A 21,727-nucleotide genomic window follows, 5' to 3' on the forward strand; every position below is an offset into this window, starting at 1 on the left:
AAAAGGGGAAATGTCTAAAATAGTTAAATGCTTAGTGGTTTTTGGTACCAGGCCAGAAGCTATTAAAATGGCACCACTTGTTAAGGAAATGCAACGTACAGAAAGCGTTTCGTGCAAGGTGTGTGTAACTGCTCAACACAGGGAGATGTTAGATCAGGTTCTGGAATTTTTTGAAATAAATCCAGACTATGATTTGAACTTGATGAAGCCTAATCAAAATCTTTACGGGCTGACTGCCGATATTATACGGGAACTAAAATCAGTCTTAGAAGATTTTAATCCAGATTTTGTATTTGTACATGGTGATACTACTACTACTATGGCAACGAGTATTGCTTCTTTTTATAATCAATCTAGAGTTTGTCATGTAGAAGCTGGTTTGAGAACTTTTAATAAGTGGTCACCATTTCCAGAAGAAATGAACCGACAAATTGCAGGTCGAATATCAGATTTACATTTTGCACCTACACAAACAAGTGCTAATAATCTTTTGAGTGAAAATGTTGATTCTTCAAAGATTATCATTACGGGTAATACGGTTATTGACGCCTTAATCGGTAGCGTTGAAAAAGTGAATGAGAAACCATCAGAGCTCATTCAACAATTAGATGAAAAACTTAATGGTCGAGATCTTATTCTGGTAACTGGACATAGAAGAGAAAACCACGGTCAAGGGTTTAATAATATTTGTGAGGCACTTAAAAATATTGCACTAGCGAAACCAGAAATAGAAATAGTTTATCCTGTTCATCTAAATCCTAAGGTACAAGAGCCCGTTAACAGGATTTTGAGTGATGTTAGTAACATTACCTTAATTGATCCGTTAGCCTATCAAGACTTTATATGGATGATGAACCGAAGTAAGATCATCATTACAGATAGTGGAGGAGTACAAGAAGAAGCTCCAAGTTTAGGTAAACCTGTTTTGGTAATGAGGGATACTACAGAACGTCCTGAGGCTGTTGAAGCAGGTACAGTTATTTTAGTAGGTACAGATCCTGAATTGATATATAAAGAAGCTATCGACCTTCTAGATAATGAAGAGCGATTTAATAAAATGAGTGCTTTGCATAATCCTTATGGAGATGGTAAAGCTTGTAAACGAATTGTAGAAACTATATTAAATTATAATGAGTAAGCAACCAGAAGTAGTAATGATAGGATTAGGCTATATAGGTCTACCTACAGCAGCTTTAATCGCATCAAATGATGTTCATGTTCACGGTGTTGATATTAATCAGCATGTAGTAGAGACTATCAATCAAGGCAAAATTCATATAATTGAGCCCGACTTAGATACAGCTGTTGCTTCTGCAGTAAAACATGGGTTTTTGAAAGCTTCTACAAAAGCAGTAGAAGCTAATAATTATTTGATAGTGGTTCCCACTCCTTTTAAAGATAAGAACGAACCAGATATTTCATTTGTAGAATCGGCAACTAGAGGAATTATTCCATTACTTAAAAAAGACGATTTATATATCATAGAATCGACTTCTCCTGTAGGTACTACCGAAAAAATGGCTGAACTCATTTATTCTGAACGCCCAGAATTAAAAGGAGAAATTTATATAGCCTATTGTCCAGAACGTGTGTTACCAGGTAATGTGATGCATGAACTGGTGCATAACGATAGAGTGATAGGAGGAATCAATGAGCAGAGCACACAAAAAGCTCTAAATTTTTACAGTGCTTACGTTAAAGGTGATTTACATCCTACTAATGCAAGAACGGCTGAAATGTGTAAATTGGTTGAAAATTCTTCTAGAGACGTTCAAATTGCATTTGCAAACGAATTAAGTTTGATTTGTGATAAAGCAGGAATTAATGTTTGGGAGTTGATTAATTTGGCAAATAAGCATCCTCGAGTTAATATTTTACAACCAGGTTGTGGAGTGGGCGGTCATTGTATTGCCGTAGATCCTTATTTCATTACCGCAGACTTTCCTATGGAGTCTCAAATTATAGGAAAAGCTAGAGAAATCAATAATTACAAAAGCTTCTGGTGTGCTGAAAAAATTAAAAGTGCTAAGTTAGAATTCCAATTGAAACACGGAAGAAAACCTGCTATTGCTATAATGGGTTTAGCCTTTAAGCCAAATATTGACGATTTAAGAGAATCGCCTGCGAAATATATCGCTCAAAAGGTCTTGCAAGATGCCAACGACGAAAACTATTTTATCGTAGAACCTAATATTAGTGATCATAAAGTATTTAAACTTACGGATTATGAAGATGCTTATAACAAAGCAGACATTATAGCTTACCTAGTTGCGCACAATGAATTTAAGACTTTACCTAAGGATTCGGACAAAGTGATTCTTGATTTTTGTGGAGTAAATAAATAGTTTTTGATGGTTTTAAAATTGTGGCATCGAGGTGTTTCTTTTGTCCGAGAGAATAAGGATGTTACATTTTCTTTTTTATTGTATGGATCTGGCTTGTTAGGTATGTTGCTATCTGACCTTTATGTCAGTTCAAATTTTTCAACTTCTAACATCGCAGAATGGGCATTCTTCAAATCAACTATTTTAATAGTTTCTACGATTTGTTTGTTAGGTTTTGATCAACTTTTTGTTAGGGATCAAACATTAATTAAACGCTATTTTTATAGTTTTATAGGTTATACTTTTTTAATTGTTTTGTCAGTTTTACTGATCATCTATTTTTTAAAGGATTATAATCTTACTAAATTAATTTTGTTAGGTGTCGCTATAGTTTTGATGGCTGTTCAGAATTATATTTCTGCCGCCTCTAGGGGTAATTATAGGTTGTGGAAGGCACAATTTTCAGCTAATTTTTGGAAATTACTATTATTTTTAAGTATTGTTTTAATACCTGATTATAATACAATAGAATACTTTGTTATAGTTCTATTGTTTTGCGTAAGTGTTGGCTTTTTTTTGGGAGGATATAAAAAAGTTGATTCTAGTTTTGCTTCTAAAGAAATCCTTGATAATAAAACTGCTCGGCTTATGGGGATTTCTTTTTTACTTCACAATCTTACGTTAGTTGTGGCAATTTATGGGGAACAATTTCTAATCAACCTGTTTGGTGCTGAAATGACTTCTTCACACTTGTTTAAATATGTTGCTATTTTTACACCTATCGCATTAAGTTTGAATGGGTTTTTAGGCTTCTATTTAGGTCCTAAAATTCGCATAATGAATAATATGGACTTGAATGGGTATTTTAGTTTTGGTTTGAGAATACTATTCTTCTCAATCATTGTAGTAATGATTTCCTTTCTTTTTGGAATAATATATATGAAGACTATTCTTGATAGATCATGGTCAGAATTGGACTATTGGATTATTGTGTGCTTATTTGTAATAACAATGATCAGAGGTCTGTACATAGCTACTTCGGTATGTTTAGGGGTGTTTGGGACCAAAAAAAACCTTCAAAAAGCAGCTCTTTATACGTGGTTAACAACCATAGGTTATCTTATTAGCATCATAATTATTCTAACAGCATATACAGGAATACTTGCTGCTGAGCTCATTTGTTTTGCGACATTGATTAATTGGTTTTTACGACTGTTCATATCAAATACATTCACTGTAATAACTCTAAAAAAAAGAAGCATTGAATAATATTGTATTTATAGCACCATTATCCGCTCTTTCAAGACGAACTCGACTCTTTAAAATTGCAGTATATGTTTTCGGTAAAGGCATAAGAAGAATAAAACATATTGGTTGGGAAAGGTTACCAAATGAGGCTGAAGAATTCGCTTTTGATTTTGTAATTGAAAAGGAAATAATCCAATCCGGTGGAGGATATGGAGGAAGCAAAGTAAAAAGACTTTATTTACTATGGATGTTAAAATTATTTTTTAAGGGTTCACTCTTAGAAAAAGTGATGTGGTTTGGGCATTAGGTTTTGAGAGTGCTTTTCCTTTATTACTTGCAAGTAAAATAAAGGGTTTTAAATTATATTTCGATGATGCTGATCGATTTTCAATGTTATTTAATTTTCCGAAACCCTTAAAATTTGGAATTCAATTTTTGGAAAAATCACTTCACAAAAATGTTATAAACATATTATTCCTGTAGCGGAAAGATATAATTTCAATTCGAAAAAGTTTTTATTCTTCCAAATATGCCTAGTGAATCAGAAATTAAAAAAGCAGAAATATTATACCAGACCATGGATTTGATAAAGGCTTCAGTAGTCATCAATGTTAATGGCTGGTTAGGTTCAGGGCGTGGTATGAAGACTGCTCTAAGATTATGCGAAAATTTAAAAGATAAAGATGTAGCTTTTATTCTCGCTGGGAAATTAGATTGTCCTGAGGCCGAAATCATTTCAAAAAAACCAAATGTACAATATATAGGGCAAGTGTCTAATTCCAAAGCATTAGCAACCTATTTAGCTTCTGATTTTGTATTTACTTATTATGATCCGAATTCAGTAGTTAATACTTTAGCAGCTTCAAACAAATGGGGAGATGCTCTTAAAATGGGAATCGGCGTCATTGTAAATTCTGAAGTTATAACCGCTAATTATCTTGATCAAGCAGGAGTGACTATTACCTATAATTATCAAGATAGTACCTCATTAACACACAAAATATGTGAATTATTAGATAATCCTGATAGCATTAAAAAAATAAAAAGTAATTCTAGAAATTTATCTACAAAATTTGGTTATTTTGAAGATCAATTAAACAACCTATTTTATGAAGCCGAATAAACTTGAAAAAATATTTTGCTTTCTTATTGTAAAATCTGTAGCAAATTTCAAGCCTAGATGGGCAACCAATATTCAATACTATTTTTTTAAAAGATGGGGAATGAGGTTTAATGGAAGACCGAATTATATTTCTTCAAAAATTTGGTTTGATGGATCAGATTATTCACTAATTGAAATAGGAAACCAAGTAACAATGTCCAGTTATATTAGAGTTTTGACTCATGATTGGTCATTGCACACAGTAGCTAAAGCCTTTGATGTTGAACAGGAGAAACCATTTGGTATTCTTGATTCGGTTAAGATTGGGGATTATTCGTTTATTGGTACAGGTACTATAATCATGCCGGGTGCAGAAATAGGGAAAGGATGTATAATTGGGGCTGGTACAGTTGTTAGAGGTAAAATTCCTGATTTTTCCATTTATATTGGTAGTCCAGGAAAAATAATTGGTGATTCAAAGAACTATTTAGCGAAAAAAATACCTTCTTTAGACGCAGAGATTTTCAAATAAATCTTAATCAAATTTATGAACTGGTTTGATTTAATTAAATATTTGTTTGTTTTTCAGACATTTGCTCTCGTTCTAATTGAAAGAAAACGATTGACATTGAACCCAGCTATAATTTATTTGGTTTTCAATGGAATTGTAGGTATTGGTTGTTTTAAATATTTTCAAGAAGATGTAGTTGCGGACTATAAGCATGCTGCTATTATAGGAGTTTCTCCTCTATTGATTTACATAGGATATTTGTTAGCTATATCAAAAGCAAATTTCTCAAATAGTTATTATATATTCTGGAATAAACCCCTTATAGAATCAAGTCAAAAACGAAAAAAAAGATTATTGTATTTGCTGATTTTCTCGATAGCTATGTCAATCCTTTATTATCAATTAGTAGGATATAATCTTTTTTTAGAAAGCTTGAGAGGTGGTGCTAATGATTTTGTTCAAATGAGACTAGATGCTTACTCTGGAAAAAATTATTACGCACCCGGTATTTTCAACCAATTTAAAAATACGATTTTTCCAATTCTTTTTGTTTATTTTGCGTTCTTATGGCGTAACAGAAACTTTTTTTGGTATTATATTGTTATTGTTGGGCTAATTCTCGTTTTTTCATTAATTGGAACAGGTCAAAGAACTTTTCTTGTCACTGGCATTTTAATTATTATAGCAATAATCACAGGATTAAAATCAGGAAAAATTAGTAAATCCATTGTGTTTTACTCATCCATTTTTATAATCGTAGTGTTTGGATTTCTATCATTACAGTTGAACAGAGTCTCTGACGCTGGATTGACTAGTACATTAGAACAATTAAGTCATAGAATCTTTGATTCTAATCAATTAAGTGCTGTGGTTGGATTTCGATATGTTGAAAAGCAGAATATAGTTTTAGGAAATGAGTGGTTAGAGTCATTAATTGGTTTAGTGCCAGGAATTAAAGGTAGTGATTTGTCAAATAGAATTTTTGATCAGATTTTTGGAGGTTTTAGAGGTACTGCACCATTAAGTGTTTGGGGATCGGCATATCATAACTTTGGTTTTATGGGGAGTATATTTCTTTGTCTCCTAGTTGGATTTCTGTATACCAAGGTATATTTGAGGTTTATAAATGGAAAGAAAACAATTATCAGGGTTACAGTCTACTGTTCAATTTTTGTTTATTTGTTCACTTGGATTGCAGGTGCTCCATCCCAGCTTTTAATAAATGGCTTATTAGGTTGTGGCCTATTATTATTATTTCAAAGAAAGAAAGAAAGTAGGGTATCATGATCATTAATTCTATTATCTGCTCTTCATTATTTATTTAGTAATGATATTGGTTATTCGGATTTTTAGAAATTATGATTCCATTTACAAGATATTCTATATTTCATTCGGATCATTTTTCTTCTTTATACATTTAGGTCTACCACTGTATTTCTATTTAAACCATTATAACAGATATGTGAAGCAACATTATGCTGAATCAACTTATATAGATTCTTTAAACTTGGTGTTTCTGAGCTTTCTAGTTATAAGTATGGGATATTTAATTTATGCAATCTTCACTCCTAGAGAGATAAAATCTATTAATCCAATTCGATTAAAGCATAATAAATGGGTATATCGATTTATCATTTTATTATTTTTTTACAGCTTCATTACGCAAGTTATTCTTGTATTTCAAATATTAGATTATGGTAGACAAGATTATTTGTTTTCAAGAGTACATTTTGGTACTGGAAAAGGTTTTTTAACATTGTCTGCTCAACTAATGTTGGTTGTTAGTTTTGTCTCATTTACTTTAATAAAAAGAGATAGTCATTATAGAAAAAAATATATCGTGATTTTCCTAAGTTCTGTTCTAATAGGTTTATCTTATTATGTTTTCGTTCAATATAGAAATGCATTATTTGTTCTTTTTATTTTTTATTTTTTACTCAATCATCCATTTAAATTTTAAAATAATTAAGAAATATATTTTATTCGTATCAACTGCGTTGTTTTGTGTTTTATTGTCTTTTACCTAATGGGATTAGAACGAATTCAACATCTAAATGAAATAAAAATAAAAATATTGAATTCTCGACTTTAGTCTTTTTAAATAATACTTTTGGCAACCATGAAAATTTAAACTGGTTAATTGAAAATGAAGATCAAATTTCTTATCAAAATGGAGCAACTTACATTGCTGCATTTCAAAATTTTATCCCAAGGTCTTTATGGAAAAACAAACCATTTGGTGCTGGTCCTTTAATGAAGAATTATGTTAGTAAAAATAAATATTCGATAAATAATAAGTACAGAGGTTCTTTGACAACAGGATTATTGACAGAACTTAAAATGAATTTTAATGGCTTTATCTACTTTGTATTTCTATTTTTATACGGTGTAAGCATATCTGCATTACTAAAATCTTATTTAACTAGAAGTAATTTTTACCTTAAATTAATTCAACTTATAATATTAATCGGATTTACATTCCTAATACTTTACTCTGAGTTTCTTGGTCTGATAACAAGAATTTTCTGTTATTGCTTACCTATCCTTTTCTTATATTACATTTCTATAAAAACTATTAATGAAACAAATCATACAATCCTTTAAAACAGGAGAAACTATACTCGAACAACTACCAGCACCACAAGTAAAACGTGGCCATGTACTTATTCAGACAACTAAATCGTTAGTCTCGCTAGGGACAGAACGCATGCTGGTAGAATTTGGAAAATCTAATTTGATTTCTAAAGCAAGACAGCAACCTGATAAGGTTAAAATGGTTTTAGATAAAATCAAGACAGACGGGTTAATACCGACGCTAGAAACAGTGTTCAATAAATTAGGAGAGCCATTACCATTAGGCTACTGTAATGTAGGTAAAGTTATTGAGGTAGGAGAAGGAGTTTCAGAGTTTAAAGTAGGAGACCGTGTAGCTTCTAATGGTGGTCATGCAGAGTATGTTTGTGTTCCTAAGAATTTAGTGGCTGCTATTCCAGACAACGTATCAGACGAACAAGCAGCGTTTACGGTAATAGGAAGTATAGGTTTACAAGGTATACGATTATGTGAGCCTACGATAGGAGAGACTGTTGTAGTCACTGGATTAGGACTGATAGGATTAATAACCGCACAGTTACTTAAGGCAAATGGTTGTAATGTTATCGGTATTGACTTTGATCAGTCTAAACTAGACCTAGCTAAAACATGGGGAATTACAACTATCAATCCTGGACAAGGTGAAGACCCAGTAAAAACGGTGATGCAACTTACAGATGGTGTAGGAGCAGATGGGGTTATTATCACAGCATCAACTAAATCTAACGATGTTATCTCACAAGCAGCTCAAATGTCGCGTCAACGTGGTAGAATCATTCTAGTAGGAGTTATAGGTCTGGATATAAGTCGTGCAGAGTTTTATCAGAAAGAACTTACTTTTCAAGTTTCCTGTTCTTATGGTCCAGGAAGATATGATGAAAACTATGAAAACCGTGGGCAGGATTATCCGTTACCTTTTGTACGCTGGACTGAGAAACGCAATTTTGAAACTATCCTTAATTCTATTTCTAAAAATTATATAGAAGTAGACCCTATGATTACTGAAATTGTAGACCTAGAAGATTACCAAAAAATTTATGGTGATATAGGAAGTTCTAAATCCATTGCCTCTATTTTAGATTATAAAAACGCTACCTATAGCAATACGATTACCATTAATAGCAACTTAAATACCAATTCAAAAAATGGTATTGCCATAGTAGGAGCTGGTAACTTTACAAAAATGACCATGCTGCCTTCCATAAAAGGTACTAACGCAAACCTGCAATACATCATAAGCTCTGGTGGTCTCTCTGGAACTACATTAGCCAAAAAATTTGACATAGCAAATAGTACAACAGATTTTGATGAAGTATTAAAAGATGATAGTGTAAGTACCGTAATGATTACCACTAGACACAACTTACATGCGCCAATGGTAATCAAATCTCTTAAAGCTGGTAAAAATGTATTTGTAGAAAAACCACTGGCACTAAATAATAAAGAACTTGATAATATTATAGAAGTATATAAAGAATCAAAAGCTAGTCTTACCGTTGGTTTTAATCGTAGATTCTCACCACACGCTATGAAAATGAAAGAAGCTATAGGAAATGGAAAAACACCTATAAACGTTATTGCGACTATGAATGCTGGTGCAATTCCGCCAGAGGTTTGGGTGCATGACCTTAAAGTAGGTGGTGGAAGAATAATCGGTGAGGCTTGTCACTTTATAGATTTAATTGCCTATTATACTGGTAGCAAGGTTACTGCCGTATGTATGAATGCCATGGGTGTGAATCCTGAAGAAAACACGGACAATGCATCTATTTTACTCAAATTTGAGAACGGTTCTAATGGTGTAATCAATTACTTTGCAAATGGAAGTAAAGCTTATTCAAAAGAACGCGTAGAGATTTACAGTCAGGAACGCACCCTTATTTTGGACAACTGGAGAATTACAAAGGCATTTGGCTTTAAAGGTTTTAGTAAGCTTAAGACTAAAATGGATAAAGGTCATAAAAATCAATTCCAGAAAATGGTAGACCATATAAATAATGGCGGTGAGGCACTTATTGAAATGGATTCTTTGGTGAATACCACTAGAGCATCTTTCGCAGCTATTGAGAGCTTGAAAACAGGGAATTGGGTAGATGTTAAGTAGACTATCGTTGATTTTTGATTTTATTAAAAATATGGGCTGGCGCTACGTCAGCTTTCGTATTTGGCATATGATTCAAATCAAAACAGGTTTGTTTGCTAAGAAATTCCCAGCAAATCCACCATTTAAAAAGTTCATCTCACTAGAGAATTGGAAAAAGGAAGAAATTCCATTTCTCATACATTCTAGAGAATCTATAAAGTTAGATAAAAACTTGAGTAAGGATTTAGAATTACGCTTTCGCGAAAGCGTAAACAACAATATCACTTTCTTTAACAGCCAGCAATTTCAATTAAACGAAGCAGCACAATGGCATGCGAATCCTAGTAATGGATATCGATATGATGTAAATAAACATTGGTCTCAAATAGCAGATTTATCCAAGGAAGCAGGTGATATCAAATTCGTATGGGAGAAAGCTCGATTTTCTTTTATCTACGATATTTTACGATATGATTACCATAGTGGCTCAGACCAAGCCGCCTATGTTCTGGGCGAGATTGAGGATTTTATAGATAATAACCCAATAAACCTTGGTCCACAATATAAATGTAGTCAGGAGATAAGCCTGCGTATCTTGAACTGGACTTACGCCATTCATTACTTCAAAAACAGCACTCATCTAACTGAGGAATTGTTTGAGAAAATTATCAATTCAATTTACTGGCATTTGCATCATGTGCGCAACAATATTCATTTTTCTCGAATTGCTGTACGCAATAATCATGCTATTACAGAGACTTTAATGCTGTATCTGTCACATTTATTATTCCCATTCATTCCAGAATCTAAAAAATGGAGTCAGTATGGGTTGAAATGGTTTGAACAGGAAATTGATTACCAGATTTATGATGATGGGACGTTTCTTCAATATTCAATGAATTACCACAGAGTAGTAGTTCAATTACTCACATGGGGAATACGTTTGAATGATTTGAATGGATTACGCTTTCGCGAAAGCGTATATAAAAAAGCGCAACTTTCTTTGAATTTTTTAGATACATGTCTTGATGAACAATCTGGTAAATTACCGAATTATGGTAGTAATGATGGCGCCTTATTCTTTAAATTCACAGATTTAGATTATAGAAATTACACCAGCCAGCTAGATGATTTAAGAATGGCACTTAATAATGAAGCCGTTTTACCATCCGAAAGTTTTGCCTGGTACGGTATGGAAAAACCAACTTTCGTAAAGCGCAATCAACCTGAAGTATCCAAATTTGATAAAGGTGGTTATTATATTATCAATGAAGAAGGTACAAAGACTTTTATACGCTGTGGCGCGTATAAAGACAGACCTGCCCAAGCAGATAATCTACATTTAGATATTTGGGTGAATGGTAAAAATTACCTCTGGGATTGTGGTAGTTATAAGTATAATACAGAAGACAAATATTTAAAGCATTTTATGGGTACAACAGGTCATAACACTTTGTCTGTCGGTGGTAATGATCAAATGCTTAAGGGTGGACGTTTCATATGGTATAAGTGGGTAAAAAGGGTCAAGGCTTCTCTAAAAAAAGAAAATGCTTACAGATTTAACGGTAGCATAAAGGCTTTCCGACACTTAGGAGGTATAGTACATAATCGTAAAGTCATTAAGATTCCAAACAAGCTAGAATGGAAAGTCATTGATATAGTAAGGGATACTAAAAATAATACCATAACTCAGCACTGGCATGTGAATCCTGACTTATTTGAAAAAGTTACCTTTGCTGCGAAGGATAGTCTTAATAACGAACTGTCTTATGAAATAAAGGAAAAGTGGTACTCGAGCTACTATGGAGTAAAAGAAAAATCAATAGAAGTATCATTCTCCACTCAAACCAACTCTATTCAAACCCAAATTATTATCAATCCTTAAATGCATATATTACTTATACATCAATATTTTCTAGAAAAAAACGATGGTGGTGGCTCTCGTTTTAATGAAATGACCAAATCTTGGGCAGCCCAAGGACATCAAGTTACGGTTCTTGCAGGTATGGTTCACTATGCTACGGGAAAAAAAGAAGAACGATACAAGGGTAAGTTCGTTTTTAAGGATGAAAATTTCTACGAGAATGTGGATGTAATTCGTTGTCATGTTTCAGAAAGTTATAATTCTAGTTTCTTAGGACGGTTGTGGGCTTATTTTTCTTTCGTCTTCAGCAGTATTTATGCAGGATTATTCAAAGTAAAAGCTAAGCATGATGTTATCTTAGTAACTTCACCACCATTATTTGTTGGGATTACGGCTTATGTGTTGTCCCTGTTGAAAAGATTACCTTTTGTGTTTGAAGTACGAGATTTATGGCCAGAAAGCGCCATAGATACAGGTGTTTTAAAGAATAAGCTAATCATAAAATTTGCTTATTGGTTTGAGGATTTTATATACAAGAAAGCAAAACTTATAAATGTATTGACACCAGCATTCCGTACTAAACTTATAGAAAAAGGTGTTCCAAGCGATAAAATCATTTTTATACCTAATGCAGCAGATTTTTCTTTGGCAGAGACCGTCCAAGCAGATTTTGATGCATTGGCATTTAAGAAAGGTTTAGGCTTAGAGGACAAATTCGTGATAACATATGTAGGGGCTCATGGTGTTGCAAATCATCTCATTCAATTACTAGATGCAGCAGAATTGTTAAAGGACACCAAAATTGTTTTTCAACTTATAGGTTCTGGTATGCGTAAGGATCAATTAATTGAAGAAAAAAACAACCGTAGTTTAGATAATGTTATATTTAGAGAACCCGTTGCCAAAGCCGAAGTGTTTAAATACATTTTGTCTTCAGATATGGGAGCATCTGTACTTAAAAAAGTGGATACCTTTAAAACCATTTATAGTAATAAAACATTTGATTACATGTCTTGCAAGAAACCTACGCTGTTAGCGATTGATGGTGTAAGTAGAGAGCTTATCGAAGAGGCAGATTGTGGCATCTACGTAGAACCAGAAAATGCTAGTGCTATTGCTCAAGGAATTAGACAGATAATGGCTAACGAGAAACGTCTCCTAGAAATGGGAATTAACGGCTATCACCACGCCAAAATTAACTTTGACAGAACAGTTTTAGCTACTAGGTATTTAGAGTACATCAAAACGATTATGAAATAATGTACAAGAACTTTTTAAAACCCGCTTCAGACATTTTTTTTGCAGTATTAGCACTAATAATTTTGTTACCAATATTTATAGCTGTTCTAGTTTTACTGACTATAGCAAACTCAGGCTCACCATTCTTCATACAAACAAGACCTGGGAAAAACGGTAATTATTTTAATATTATCAAGTTCAAAACCATGAATGATAAAACAGACGAAAATGGCGAGCTTTATCCAGATAATATTAGGTTAACGACAATAGGTAAAATCGTAAGAAAAACTTCATTGGATGAATTACCACAACTGTTAAACGTAATTAAGGGAGATATGAGTTTTGTAGGTCCTAGGCCTCTATTACCAGAGTACCTTCCTCTATACTCTAAAGAGCAGGCCCGAAGGCATGAAGTTAAGCCTGGAATTACTGGCTGGGCACAAGTTAATGGACGCAATGCGATAAGCTGGCAAGAAAAGTTTAAATTAGACGTTTGGTATGTAGATCATCAATCCTTTATTTTAGATTTAAAAATTTTATTTAAAACAGTTAAAAAAGTATTTATTTCAGAAGGTATATCTGCGGAAGGACAGGCAACAACTACAAGATTTAAAGGAAATTAATCTATGTATATTTACGGAGCTAGCGGTCACGGCAAGGTGATTTTAGATATTCTCAGACTCAATGAAATATGCGTGAGCGGATTTATAGATGACAATAGTAACATAAATACTTTTTGCGATCACCCAGTTCAACAAAAAAGTTCGGTTGATAAGTTAATCATTGCAATAGGAGATAATCGGGTAAGAAAATTTATAAGTACTAAATATCTAGATAATAATTTTATAAAGTTATTTCATCCTAGATCAATTATAGCAAATGATAGTACTATAAATACAGGTAGTGTTACAATGGCAGGTGCTGTTGTAAATAGTGCAGTTACGATTGGTAAACATGTTATTATTAATTCTAATGCTACGGTTGAACATGATTGTGAAATTAAAGATTTTGCTCACATTTCACCTGGATCAACATTGTGTGGTAACGTTTCCATAGGCGAAGGAACCCACATTGGTGCAAATGCAGTTGTGATTCCAGGAATAAAAATAGGTAAATGGTGTAGGGTAGGAGCTGGAGCTGTAGTCATATCGGATTTACCAGATTATTGTACGGTAGTCGGTAATCCTGCACGAATTATAAAAATGGGCAATGAAGCGTAGTTTTGACGTTGTACTATCGTTTTTGTTATTACTACTTTTATTACCACCGCTACTTTTAGTAGTTATATTTTCATCACGTTTAATTTTTACTCAATATCGAATTGGTAAACACGGTGAACCTTTTCTAATTTACAAGTTAAAAACCATGCAGAATGGAAAAGTAACCCGAATCGGAAAGTGGTTAAGAAAGTATAAGGTTGATGAACTTCCTCAATTATGGAACATCCTTAAAGGTGAAATGAGTTTTGTAGGTCCTAGGCCAGATATCCCTGGCTACTACGATAATCTTAAAGGAGAACAGCGCAAAGTGTTACTTTTGAAACCTGGATTAACTAGCCTTGCCGCTATCAAATATGGAAAGGAAGAGCTCTTACTTTCTCAACAAGTAAATCCACTCGAATATAACGATACTGTAATTTTTCCAGATAAGGTAAGAATGAATTTAGAATATTTGGAGAAACGCTCGTTTTTCTATGATTTAAAAATCATAATCCTAACTATAAAATCTCTTTTTAACTAGGCTATCTTTGCCACAAATAAATTTCTATGTCACAGGATAAAATTTGGTTGTCTTCTCCACACATGGGAGGAACTGAACGAGACTTTGTAAAAGAAGCTTTTGATACAAACTGGGTAGCACCATTGGGTCCTAATGTTAATGGATTTGAAGAAGATTTGAAAAATTACCAAGGAGAAAATGTTCACGTAGCAGCCTTAAGTAGTGGTACTGCGGCTATACATTTAGCCTTGATTCAGGCTGGCGTAGGACCAGGAGACGAGGTGCTTTGCCAAAGTTTTACTTTTTGTGGTACCACAAACCCTATATTGTATTTAGGAGCTATACCTGTTATGGTAGATAGCGAACCGGAGACATGGAACATTTGTCCTGAATCCTTAAAGAAAGCTTACGAGGATCGGGTTAAAAAGGGAAAAACACCTAAAGCCTTGCTTTCTGTTCACTTGTATGGAATGCCTTATAAAATAGATGAGATTCACGCTTTCGCGAAAGCGAATCAACTCACAGTCATTGAGGATAGTGCCGAGGCTCTAGGAAGCACCTATAAGGGTAGAAAGTGCGGAACTTTTGGAGACTATGGGATTTTGAGTTTCAATGGAAACAAAATCATTACAACTAGTGGTGGTGGTGCGATGGTAGTACCTTCTAAAGAAAGAAAGGAAAAAACAGTTTTTCTAGCTACGCAAGCTAGAGACAATGCACCGCATTATCAACATAGTGAAGTAGGATATAATTATCGAATGAGTAATATCAGTGCAGGAATAGGACGTGGTCAAATGCAGGTCTTGGACAAGCATATTTCCCTTCGTAGGGAAATGCATCAATTCTATAGCAAATTATTTAATCAGATACCTGGGGTTACACTTTTAAGTGAACCTAATTCTGATTTTTACAGTAATCATTGGTTAAGTGCTATTTTAATTGATCCTAAAAAATCAGGTGGTATTACAAGAGAGGATTTACGTCTTGCGTTTGAGGAAGAGAATATAGAATCTCGACCTTTATGGAAACCTATGCACCTGCAACCTTTGTATCAAGAATACCCATTTTATGGAACTGGAGTTTGTGAAAGGCTATTTGAAAATGGATTGTGTTTACCTTCAGGATCTAATTTAACCGATTCAGATAGAAGTCGAATAGAGGAAGTGGTAAATAAATTATTCAGCTAAATTTTTTTGAGTAAGATCAGCTTGAGCTAGTAAATTAATCCACTTGTTTTGAGTAAGTTTTAGTATTAGGTATTCTTGATTATTAGGACAATTAAGGATTGATTAAGAATTTAGTAATTGTGGTTTTACTTTTGAAAACTAGTAAATACTTCTACTAGAAAAAGACTTCGTATTTATTAAAATTAGCATTACTTGTACTTCAAACTTGAATTACAAGTGTATTTTATAGAATTAAGAATAATTCCTAATTCAAGAATCATTTTAATTTTAATTGTTCTTTATTTAAAGTGAACCTCGAATTCATAAAAATTTAAAAATTAATGATTCGTCTCAAGATAAAGCTACTACCAAGTGAGTTTTTATTATTAGTTGAGGTCTAAGAGATAATACTAATTTCAAGACAAGTCTAAAAAAGCCGTGAGATTTTTATCTACTGGAAATAGAAAAAACTTTATAAATTTTTAGTTCCTTATCGAACATTTTTAATTTAATATAAACTTAATATTACCTTAAGTTAATTTTTTTGAAAATTCGTATATTTGATTGCTAACGAAATAAAATCAGTTATGAGAAAAAAACTACTATTAGTTGTTTTGTTTATCACTAGTATTGTACATGGGCAGACAATCATATACACTCAAGATTTTGAACAAGAAAATATTGGATACACAACTTCAGCTACCGAAGGTTCCGGTTTCACAGATGTTTTCAACAGGGCTAACCCAAACATTGGAGGTAATAACACTTTTATATGGGCTGTAGAAGATTCAAATGTAACACCGGCAACTATAACCTTAGATAATATTGATGTAACTGGTTATGATTCATTTAATTTTTCTTTGGATTTATTAGCTCATCACTATAATGATTGGGATACAGAAGAAGAAGTATTAATAACCTATTCCTTAGATGGTGGAGTAAGTCAAAATTTGCTTTGGATTCAAAGTACAGATAATTCATTTAATGAACCAGCGGCAATCGATACAGATTTTGATGGTATTGGAGAATGCGACCCTCAATTTGTATTACCAGCATTAAGCACAGGTACAGCTGATACTTGCTCTACTTCGGCAAACACTTTCAGTAATTTTGCTTCTAGTTTGATCGATTTAAATAATAATTCTAACTTATCAATTACATTGACTTTTAACGGGTTTACTTCAACTGATGAAGGAATCTATATAGATAACATTCAGGTAATTGGAAATATTGGGTCTGTTAATACTCCTCCAAGCATTGTTAACGTGATAGCGACACCAAACATGCCAACTTCAAGTGATATTATTGTAATTACTGCGGACATAGCTGATACTGATGGTATTGCAAGTGTAGTGATTAATTACGGTACAAGTTCTGGGAATTTAACTAGTAGTGTTGTTATGACAAATACAATTGGAGACACTTGGACAGGAATGATTCCTCCACAATCAAATGGATCTGAAGTGTTTTTTGAAATTTCAGCAACTGATCTTAATGCATCTCCAGCTACCTCTACAACACTAGAAGCAAGTATTTTTGTGTTAGATCCAGAACCTCAAGGTTTTGGTGTTCCAAATACAGATGTTAGATACACGATTGATTTTGGTAACACCGTAGCAAACGTTAATAATGGTAGTTTTGATGGATCTGGTTTAGCTCAACTTCCATCAACAGGTCAATTAGATTCAAATACTTTCTCCTTTGACGGATTTAGTGATGGAGATACCGATTTTGATGCTGACTATACTTCAGGTGATTATGCGAGAGGTCAAACTACAGGTGGTGTGAGTAATGGTGGTTTGTATGCCTTTGATCTAGGTGCAGGAAATACAGCACTTGGAATTCAACCTACAGGTGCAGACTTTACTCCAGGTACCGTTTATTTTAAATTTAGAAACGATACAGGTGAAACCGTAACTAATATTTCAATAGCTTACGATGCATACTTTTTAAATAATGAAGACAGAACAAACAGCTTGGTACTTGCTCACGGTCCATCAAAAACAAATCTTACTTCAGTTACTGATTCTTTTATAGAAACGGGAATTGGACAAGATGCCGTAGAGGAATGGGAACGTAACTTTGTGACAGCCGATATCACAGGTCTTTCCATTTTAGATGGTGAAACCTATCTTATCGCTTGGGAATCAAATGATAGTGGTAGTGGTAGTTCTGATGAGTTAGCTATTGATAATATCCAACTTGTAGTTAATCCAACATCAGAAAGTCCAAGGCTTTTTGGAGACGTTAATTCTTTAACTGTGTTAGGAGATGTAATTGTTAGTTCAAGCAGTAGCGTGAAGGAATTTGTTAATCTAGTAGATGGTGTGGTATCCACCAATGATAACTTAAGTTTATCAAGCTCAGACGGAGCAAGCGCTTATGTTGCAGAGGTAACAAATGGTTCATTGAATGGTGATTTAATAGTGGAACAATTTTTTCCAGCTAGACGGGTATTTAGATTCGTTTCTTCACCAGTAAACATGACATCTTCGGTTTTTGATCAATGGCAACAATCGGGTCTTAATCCAGGAGATGCTGGTTATCAGGATAATGTAGGGACACAAATTACAGGTGGAATGGTTTCCAACGGTTTTGATCAGTCACCAACAAACAATCCATCAATTTTTAACTTTGACAACTTGCCATCCCAAACATGGAATGCAGAAGCAGCAACAAATAATTTAAATTTAAGTGCCGGTGATCCTTTAAGACTATTTATTCGTGGTGACAGATCTGTAGATTTAACATCGGCCGCTCAAACCGCCACAGACACTAAGTTGGTTACCAAAGGAAGTTTACAAACAGGAGATGTGGTAAAATCTTTTTCAAATACCTTATCTAACGGTGAGTTCTTATTTGTAGGAAATCCATATCCTTCACAGGTTGATTTCAATTTGGTTTTAAAAGATGGTGGAACAACTGATATTAATGAAGCTAATTACTACGCTTGGGATCCAACTGTTCAAACTAATGGTGCATATGTATCCTATGACTTTGGTTTAGGAATAAATACGGTAGCAGGTTCACAAGTTGATGAAAATTTACAGCCTACTCAGGCAGTATTTGTTGAGATAAGTGATGATAGTACAGCTCCTTTTGATCCACAAATAACTTTTAAAGAGTCTCACAAGATTGCTAGTAACCAAACTAATGCTGTTTATAGATCTAGTAGTATGGACTACTTTAGAGTTAATTTGAGTCCAATAACTAACGAAGCAACTATCGCCGCCGTAGATGGGACTATTGCTAAATTTTCTAATCCTACTTCTTCTACCATGACCAAGTTCATGAATCTTAATGAAAGCATTTGGATTGAAGATAATAATGAAAATTACGCGATAAACTCCTATGGTTTACCATTTGATGGGATGGAAATTCCGTTGAACTTATCTGGATTAATAAATGCTCAATATGAGCTCTCACTTGACCTACAGCTTACAGGTACTAATCTACAAGTAGTTTTAGAAGATGCTTATACTAATACTGAAAAGGTATTAACTGCTTCAGATAATACGTACGTGTTTACCCAGGATCCTGCTACTACCTCTAGTTTCACAAACAGGTTTACCATCAAGTTTACTACTGTGACATTAGGACAAGGTGATATCGCTTTCGCGAAAGCAGTAACTATGTATCCAAATCCTATTAGTAACGGTGAGGTATTAAAAATGAATGGTTTAAATCCATCATCATCATACTCTTGGAGTGTAACCGATCTAAGAGGAAGAGTTTTAACTTCTAATATCCAAAAAGGTAGCGAGATTATGAATGATGGATTGTTGATTACGAATTTGAAGTCCGGTGTTTATCTCGTGCAATTGGAGTCGAATGGTACCCTAGCAACTCAGAAAATTGTGGTTGAGTAATCTTACAAAATTTAAGAATAATTAGGAAAGGTAATCCGTACGGATTACCTTTTTCTTTATTTTTGCGGCATGAAGTGGAATTACTTTAAAAAACGATCAGCCAGTGTTTTGTGGGGTGAAAAAAGCTCTTTGAGTTTTAAAAATTTGAATTACTTACCTAGATGGGTGATCCTTACCATAGACCTCACCATCGTTCTTATTTCTTTTTTATTGAGTTTTGCGATCATTAACCGCATTACCCCTAATTTTTATCATGTACTTACTCTAGAGCAACAAGGCTTAACTATTGGTTTAAGTTATTTGATGTTCTTTTTTATTTTCAGCACCTATTCTGGTTTAATTCGTCACAGTACGTTTGTAGATTTATTCAAAGTAGCGGTTGCTTGTAGTTCGAGCATTCTTTTACTTTTAGCAATTAATTATCTGTATTATTTCACTTTTCATTCAAAGATTTATTTAGTTCCTTTTTTACTGGTAGATCTTATGGTGACTTTCACCTTACTATTTGCATTTAGATTTACCGTAAAAGGTTTCTATAAGCTATTTTCTACTATCAATACAGAGTCCATTAATGTCTTAATTTGGGGCGTAAATGACAATTCTATTGCTTTGGCTGAGGCAATTTCTATATCGGATAATGCAAAGTACAACTTAAAGGGATTCATAAGTTCCTCTAAAAGGATGGGGCGAATTAAGATTCAAGGTAAGAGTGTTTTTAAAAACGATGATGAATTATATGAGAATATCGCTCCCTTGAAAATAGGCGGAGTTATTATCGCTGATAATACAATTTCTCGCAAAGAAAAGAATAAAATTGTAGATAGTCTACTAGCCAAAGGACTTAAAGTGTTCAATGCTCCTAAAATTGATGAGCTAGATGGATCCTCTAATGTCAATGAAAGTATTAAGAAAATACAAATTGAAGACCTTCTAGAGCGTAATCCGATAAGATTATCTGATGATAAAATTAATGAATATTTAAGAGGTAAAACAATACTCGTTACTGGAGGAGCAGGATCTATTGGAAGCGAGATTGTCAGACAAATTTCAAATTACAAGCCTAAGAAAATTTTGGTATTAGATCAGGCTGAGTCACCACTATATCATGTTGAAATAGAGGTAAAAAAAGCATTTCCTGAGCAGGAATACGATTTTCTTTTGGCCGATGTCAGAGAGCATCACCGATTAGAGTCTATTTTTCAGAAAAATGATATTTCAGTAGTTTTTCACGCGGCTGCCTACAAACATGTTCCTTTAATTGAACACAATCCTAAGGAAGCTATCAATGTAAACGTTTTGGGAACCACACATCTGGCAAATTTAGCAGTTAAGTATGAAGTGTCTAAATTTGTGATGGTAAGTACTGATAAGGCTGTTAACCCAACTAATGTGATGGGTGCGAGCAAACGTTGTGCCGAAATGTACGTACAGTCTCTACAAAAAGAAAAACATAAAACTACATTTATAACCACCAGATTCGGTAATGTACTTGGTTCTAATGGATCGGTGATACCCTTCTTTAAAAAGCAAATTGAAGAAGGTGGACCTGTAACAGTTACTCATAAAGATATTATACGTTTCTTTATGACTATTCCAGAAGCTTGTCAATTGGTACTCCAAGCCGGGACTATGGGTAAAGGAGGTGAGATTTTTGTGTTTGATATGGGTAAACCAGTAAAAATTATGAATTTGGCAGAGCGTATGATAAGGCTTTCTGGATTTGAACCGAATGTTGATATAGAAATAAAAGTAATAGGTTTAAGACCTGGGGAAAAACTTTACGAAGAATTGTTAACTGATGAATCGACTACTTTACCTACGCACCATGAAAAAATCATGGTAGCAACGGTGGACTCATACCCATATACCGACATACAGAATAATATCAAGGACTTAAAACAGCTTACCTTAGGTTGCAATGATGAAAGTATTGTTTCCAAATTGAAGGAAATTGTACCTGAATTCAAGAGCAATAACAGTATCTTTGAGGCCTTAGACAAAAATTAAATT

General features: G+C 33.6%; 17 protein-coding genes. All 17 read left to right on the forward strand.

Features of this window, described 5'->3' with window-relative positions; genetic code table 11:
- Positions 1-10: 10 nt before the first annotated feature.
- The 17 genes from wecB to BST91_RS04050 all read left to right on the forward strand — a co-directional run bounded on the left by wecB (position 11) and on the right by BST91_RS04050 (position 21,724).
- Positions 11-1,138, forward strand: a complete 1,128-nt coding sequence (wecB, locus tag BST91_RS03965) for a non-hydrolyzing UDP-N-acetylglucosamine 2-epimerase (protein ID WP_317043060.1) — start codon at positions 11-13, stop codon at positions 1,136-1,138.
- Entirely contained in the window at positions 1,131-2,345 is a 1,215-nt protein-coding gene (gene wecC, locus BST91_RS03970) for a UDP-N-acetyl-D-mannosamine dehydrogenase (RefSeq protein ID WP_085774541.1), read from the forward strand. The genes wecB and wecC overlap by 8 nt, the downstream gene beginning before the upstream one ends.
- Before the next feature lie 3 nt (positions 2,346-2,348).
- Entirely contained in the window at positions 2,349-3,593 is a 1,245-nt protein-coding gene (locus BST91_RS03975) for a hypothetical protein (RefSeq protein ID WP_157546889.1), read from the forward strand.
- A complete protein-coding gene (locus BST91_RS03980) occupies positions 3,586-3,879 on the forward strand; it encodes a hypothetical protein (RefSeq protein ID WP_085774543.1) in 294 nt (97 codons plus the stop codon). Before BST91_RS03975 ends, BST91_RS03980 begins: the two co-directional genes overlap by 8 nt.
- 222 nt (positions 3,880-4,101) lie before the next feature.
- On the forward strand, positions 4,102-4,695 hold the full coding sequence (locus BST91_RS03990) for a glycosyltransferase family protein (RefSeq protein WP_085774545.1): 594 nt from the start codon (positions 4,102-4,104) through the stop codon (positions 4,693-4,695).
- Positions 4,682-5,206 carry an acyltransferase gene (locus BST91_RS03995; protein ID WP_085774546.1) on the forward strand — a complete coding sequence of 175 codons (525 nt, stop codon included), beginning with the start codon at positions 4,682-4,684 and terminating at the stop codon, positions 5,204-5,206. The genes BST91_RS03990 and BST91_RS03995 overlap by 14 nt, the downstream gene beginning before the upstream one ends.
- A 15-nt stretch (positions 5,207-5,221) precedes the next feature.
- Positions 5,222-6,472, forward strand: a complete 1,251-nt coding sequence (locus tag BST91_RS04000; RefSeq protein ID WP_085774547.1) for an O-antigen polymerase — start codon at positions 5,222-5,224, stop codon at positions 6,470-6,472.
- Positions 6,473-7,324: 852 nt separating this feature from the next.
- Positions 7,325-7,789: a hypothetical protein gene (locus tag BST91_RS13525; protein WP_394335650.1), complete on the forward strand. Its 465-nt coding sequence runs from the start codon at positions 7,325-7,327 to the stop codon at positions 7,787-7,789.
- Positions 7,764-9,881, forward strand: a complete 2,118-nt coding sequence (locus BST91_RS04010; protein ID WP_085774549.1) for a bi-domain-containing oxidoreductase — start codon at positions 7,764-7,766, stop codon at positions 9,879-9,881. Before BST91_RS13525 ends, BST91_RS04010 begins: the two co-directional genes overlap by 26 nt.
- Positions 9,882-9,948: 67 nt before the next feature.
- A complete protein-coding gene (locus BST91_RS04015) occupies positions 9,949-11,745 on the forward strand; it encodes an alginate lyase family protein (protein WP_211280404.1) in 1,797 nt (598 codons plus the stop codon).
- Positions 11,746-12,984 (forward strand): glycosyltransferase family 4 protein, encoded by a 1,239-nt coding sequence (locus BST91_RS04020; protein WP_085774551.1) that lies wholly within the window; start codon positions 11,746-11,748, stop codon positions 12,982-12,984. It begins immediately after the preceding gene.
- Positions 12,984-13,586, forward strand: coding sequence for a sugar transferase (locus BST91_RS04025; RefSeq protein WP_085774552.1), 603 nt, complete (start codon positions 12,984-12,986; stop codon positions 13,584-13,586). The genes BST91_RS04020 and BST91_RS04025 overlap by 1 nt, the downstream gene beginning before the upstream one ends.
- A 3-nt stretch (positions 13,587-13,589) precedes the next feature.
- Positions 13,590-14,183, forward strand: coding sequence for an acetyltransferase (locus BST91_RS04030; RefSeq protein WP_085774553.1), 594 nt, complete (start codon positions 13,590-13,592; stop codon positions 14,181-14,183).
- Complete coding sequence (locus BST91_RS04035) at positions 14,173-14,703, forward strand: sugar transferase (protein WP_085774554.1); 531 nt, start codon at positions 14,173-14,175, stop codon at positions 14,701-14,703. Before BST91_RS04030 ends, BST91_RS04035 begins: the two co-directional genes overlap by 11 nt.
- Positions 14,704-14,729: 26 nt before the next feature.
- Entirely contained in the window at positions 14,730-15,869 is a 1,140-nt protein-coding gene (locus BST91_RS04040) for a DegT/DnrJ/EryC1/StrS family aminotransferase (RefSeq protein ID WP_085774555.1), read from the forward strand.
- A gap of 566 nt (positions 15,870-16,435) precedes the next feature.
- A complete protein-coding gene (locus tag BST91_RS04045) occupies positions 16,436-19,717 on the forward strand; it encodes a T9SS type A sorting domain-containing protein (RefSeq protein WP_157546890.1) in 3,282 nt (1,093 codons plus the stop codon).
- Positions 19,718-19,786: 69 nt separating this feature from the next.
- Positions 19,787-21,724 (forward strand): polysaccharide biosynthesis protein, encoded by a 1,938-nt coding sequence (locus tag BST91_RS04050; protein ID WP_085774557.1) that lies wholly within the window; start codon positions 19,787-19,789, stop codon positions 21,722-21,724.
- The last annotated feature ends 3 nt before the right edge of the window (positions 21,725-21,727 follow it).

Origin of the sequence: Nonlabens tegetincola (assembly GCF_002117085.1) — a bacterium.
GTDB lineage: Bacteria > Bacteroidota > Bacteroidia > Flavobacteriales > Flavobacteriaceae > Nonlabens > Nonlabens tegetincola.

Bases quoted from the DNA above. Each gene is read 5' to 3' on its own strand.
- wecC (WP_085774541.1), top strand. From the start codon at position 1,131: ATGAGTAAGCAACCAGAAGTAGTAATGATAGGATTAGGCTATATAGGT.
- BST91_RS04030 (WP_085774553.1), top strand. From the start codon at position 13,590: ATGTATATTTACGGAGCTAGCGGTCACGGCAAGGTGATTTTAGATATT.
- BST91_RS04040 (WP_085774555.1), top strand. From the start codon at position 14,730: ATGTCACAGGATAAAATTTGGTTGTCTTCTCCACACATGGGAGGAACT.
- BST91_RS03995 (WP_085774546.1), top strand. From the start codon at position 4,682: ATGAAGCCGAATAAACTTGAAAAAATATTTTGCTTTCTTATTGTAAAA.
- wecB (WP_317043060.1), top strand. From the start codon at position 11: ATGTCTAAAATAGTTAAATGCTTAGTGGTTTTTGGTACCAGGCCAGAA.
- BST91_RS04045 (WP_157546890.1), top strand. From the start codon at position 16,436: ATGAGAAAAAAACTACTATTAGTTGTTTTGTTTATCACTAGTATTGTA.
- BST91_RS04010 (WP_085774549.1), top strand. From the start codon at position 7,764: ATGAAACAAATCATACAATCCTTTAAAACAGGAGAAACTATACTCGAA.
- BST91_RS04050 (WP_085774557.1), top strand. From the start codon at position 19,787: ATGAAGTGGAATTACTTTAAAAAACGATCAGCCAGTGTTTTGTGGGGT.
- BST91_RS04035 (WP_085774554.1), top strand. From the start codon at position 14,173: ATGAAGCGTAGTTTTGACGTTGTACTATCGTTTTTGTTATTACTACTT.
- BST91_RS03990 (WP_085774545.1), top strand. From the start codon at position 4,102: ATGCCTAGTGAATCAGAAATTAAAAAAGCAGAAATATTATACCAGACC.
- BST91_RS04025 (WP_085774552.1), top strand. From the start codon at position 12,984: ATGTACAAGAACTTTTTAAAACCCGCTTCAGACATTTTTTTTGCAGTA.
- BST91_RS04020 (WP_085774551.1), top strand. From the start codon at position 11,746: ATGCATATATTACTTATACATCAATATTTTCTAGAAAAAAACGATGGT.
- BST91_RS04015 (WP_211280404.1), top strand. From the start codon at position 9,949: ATGATTCAAATCAAAACAGGTTTGTTTGCTAAGAAATTCCCAGCAAAT.
- BST91_RS04000 (WP_085774547.1), top strand. From the start codon at position 5,222: ATGAACTGGTTTGATTTAATTAAATATTTGTTTGTTTTTCAGACATTT.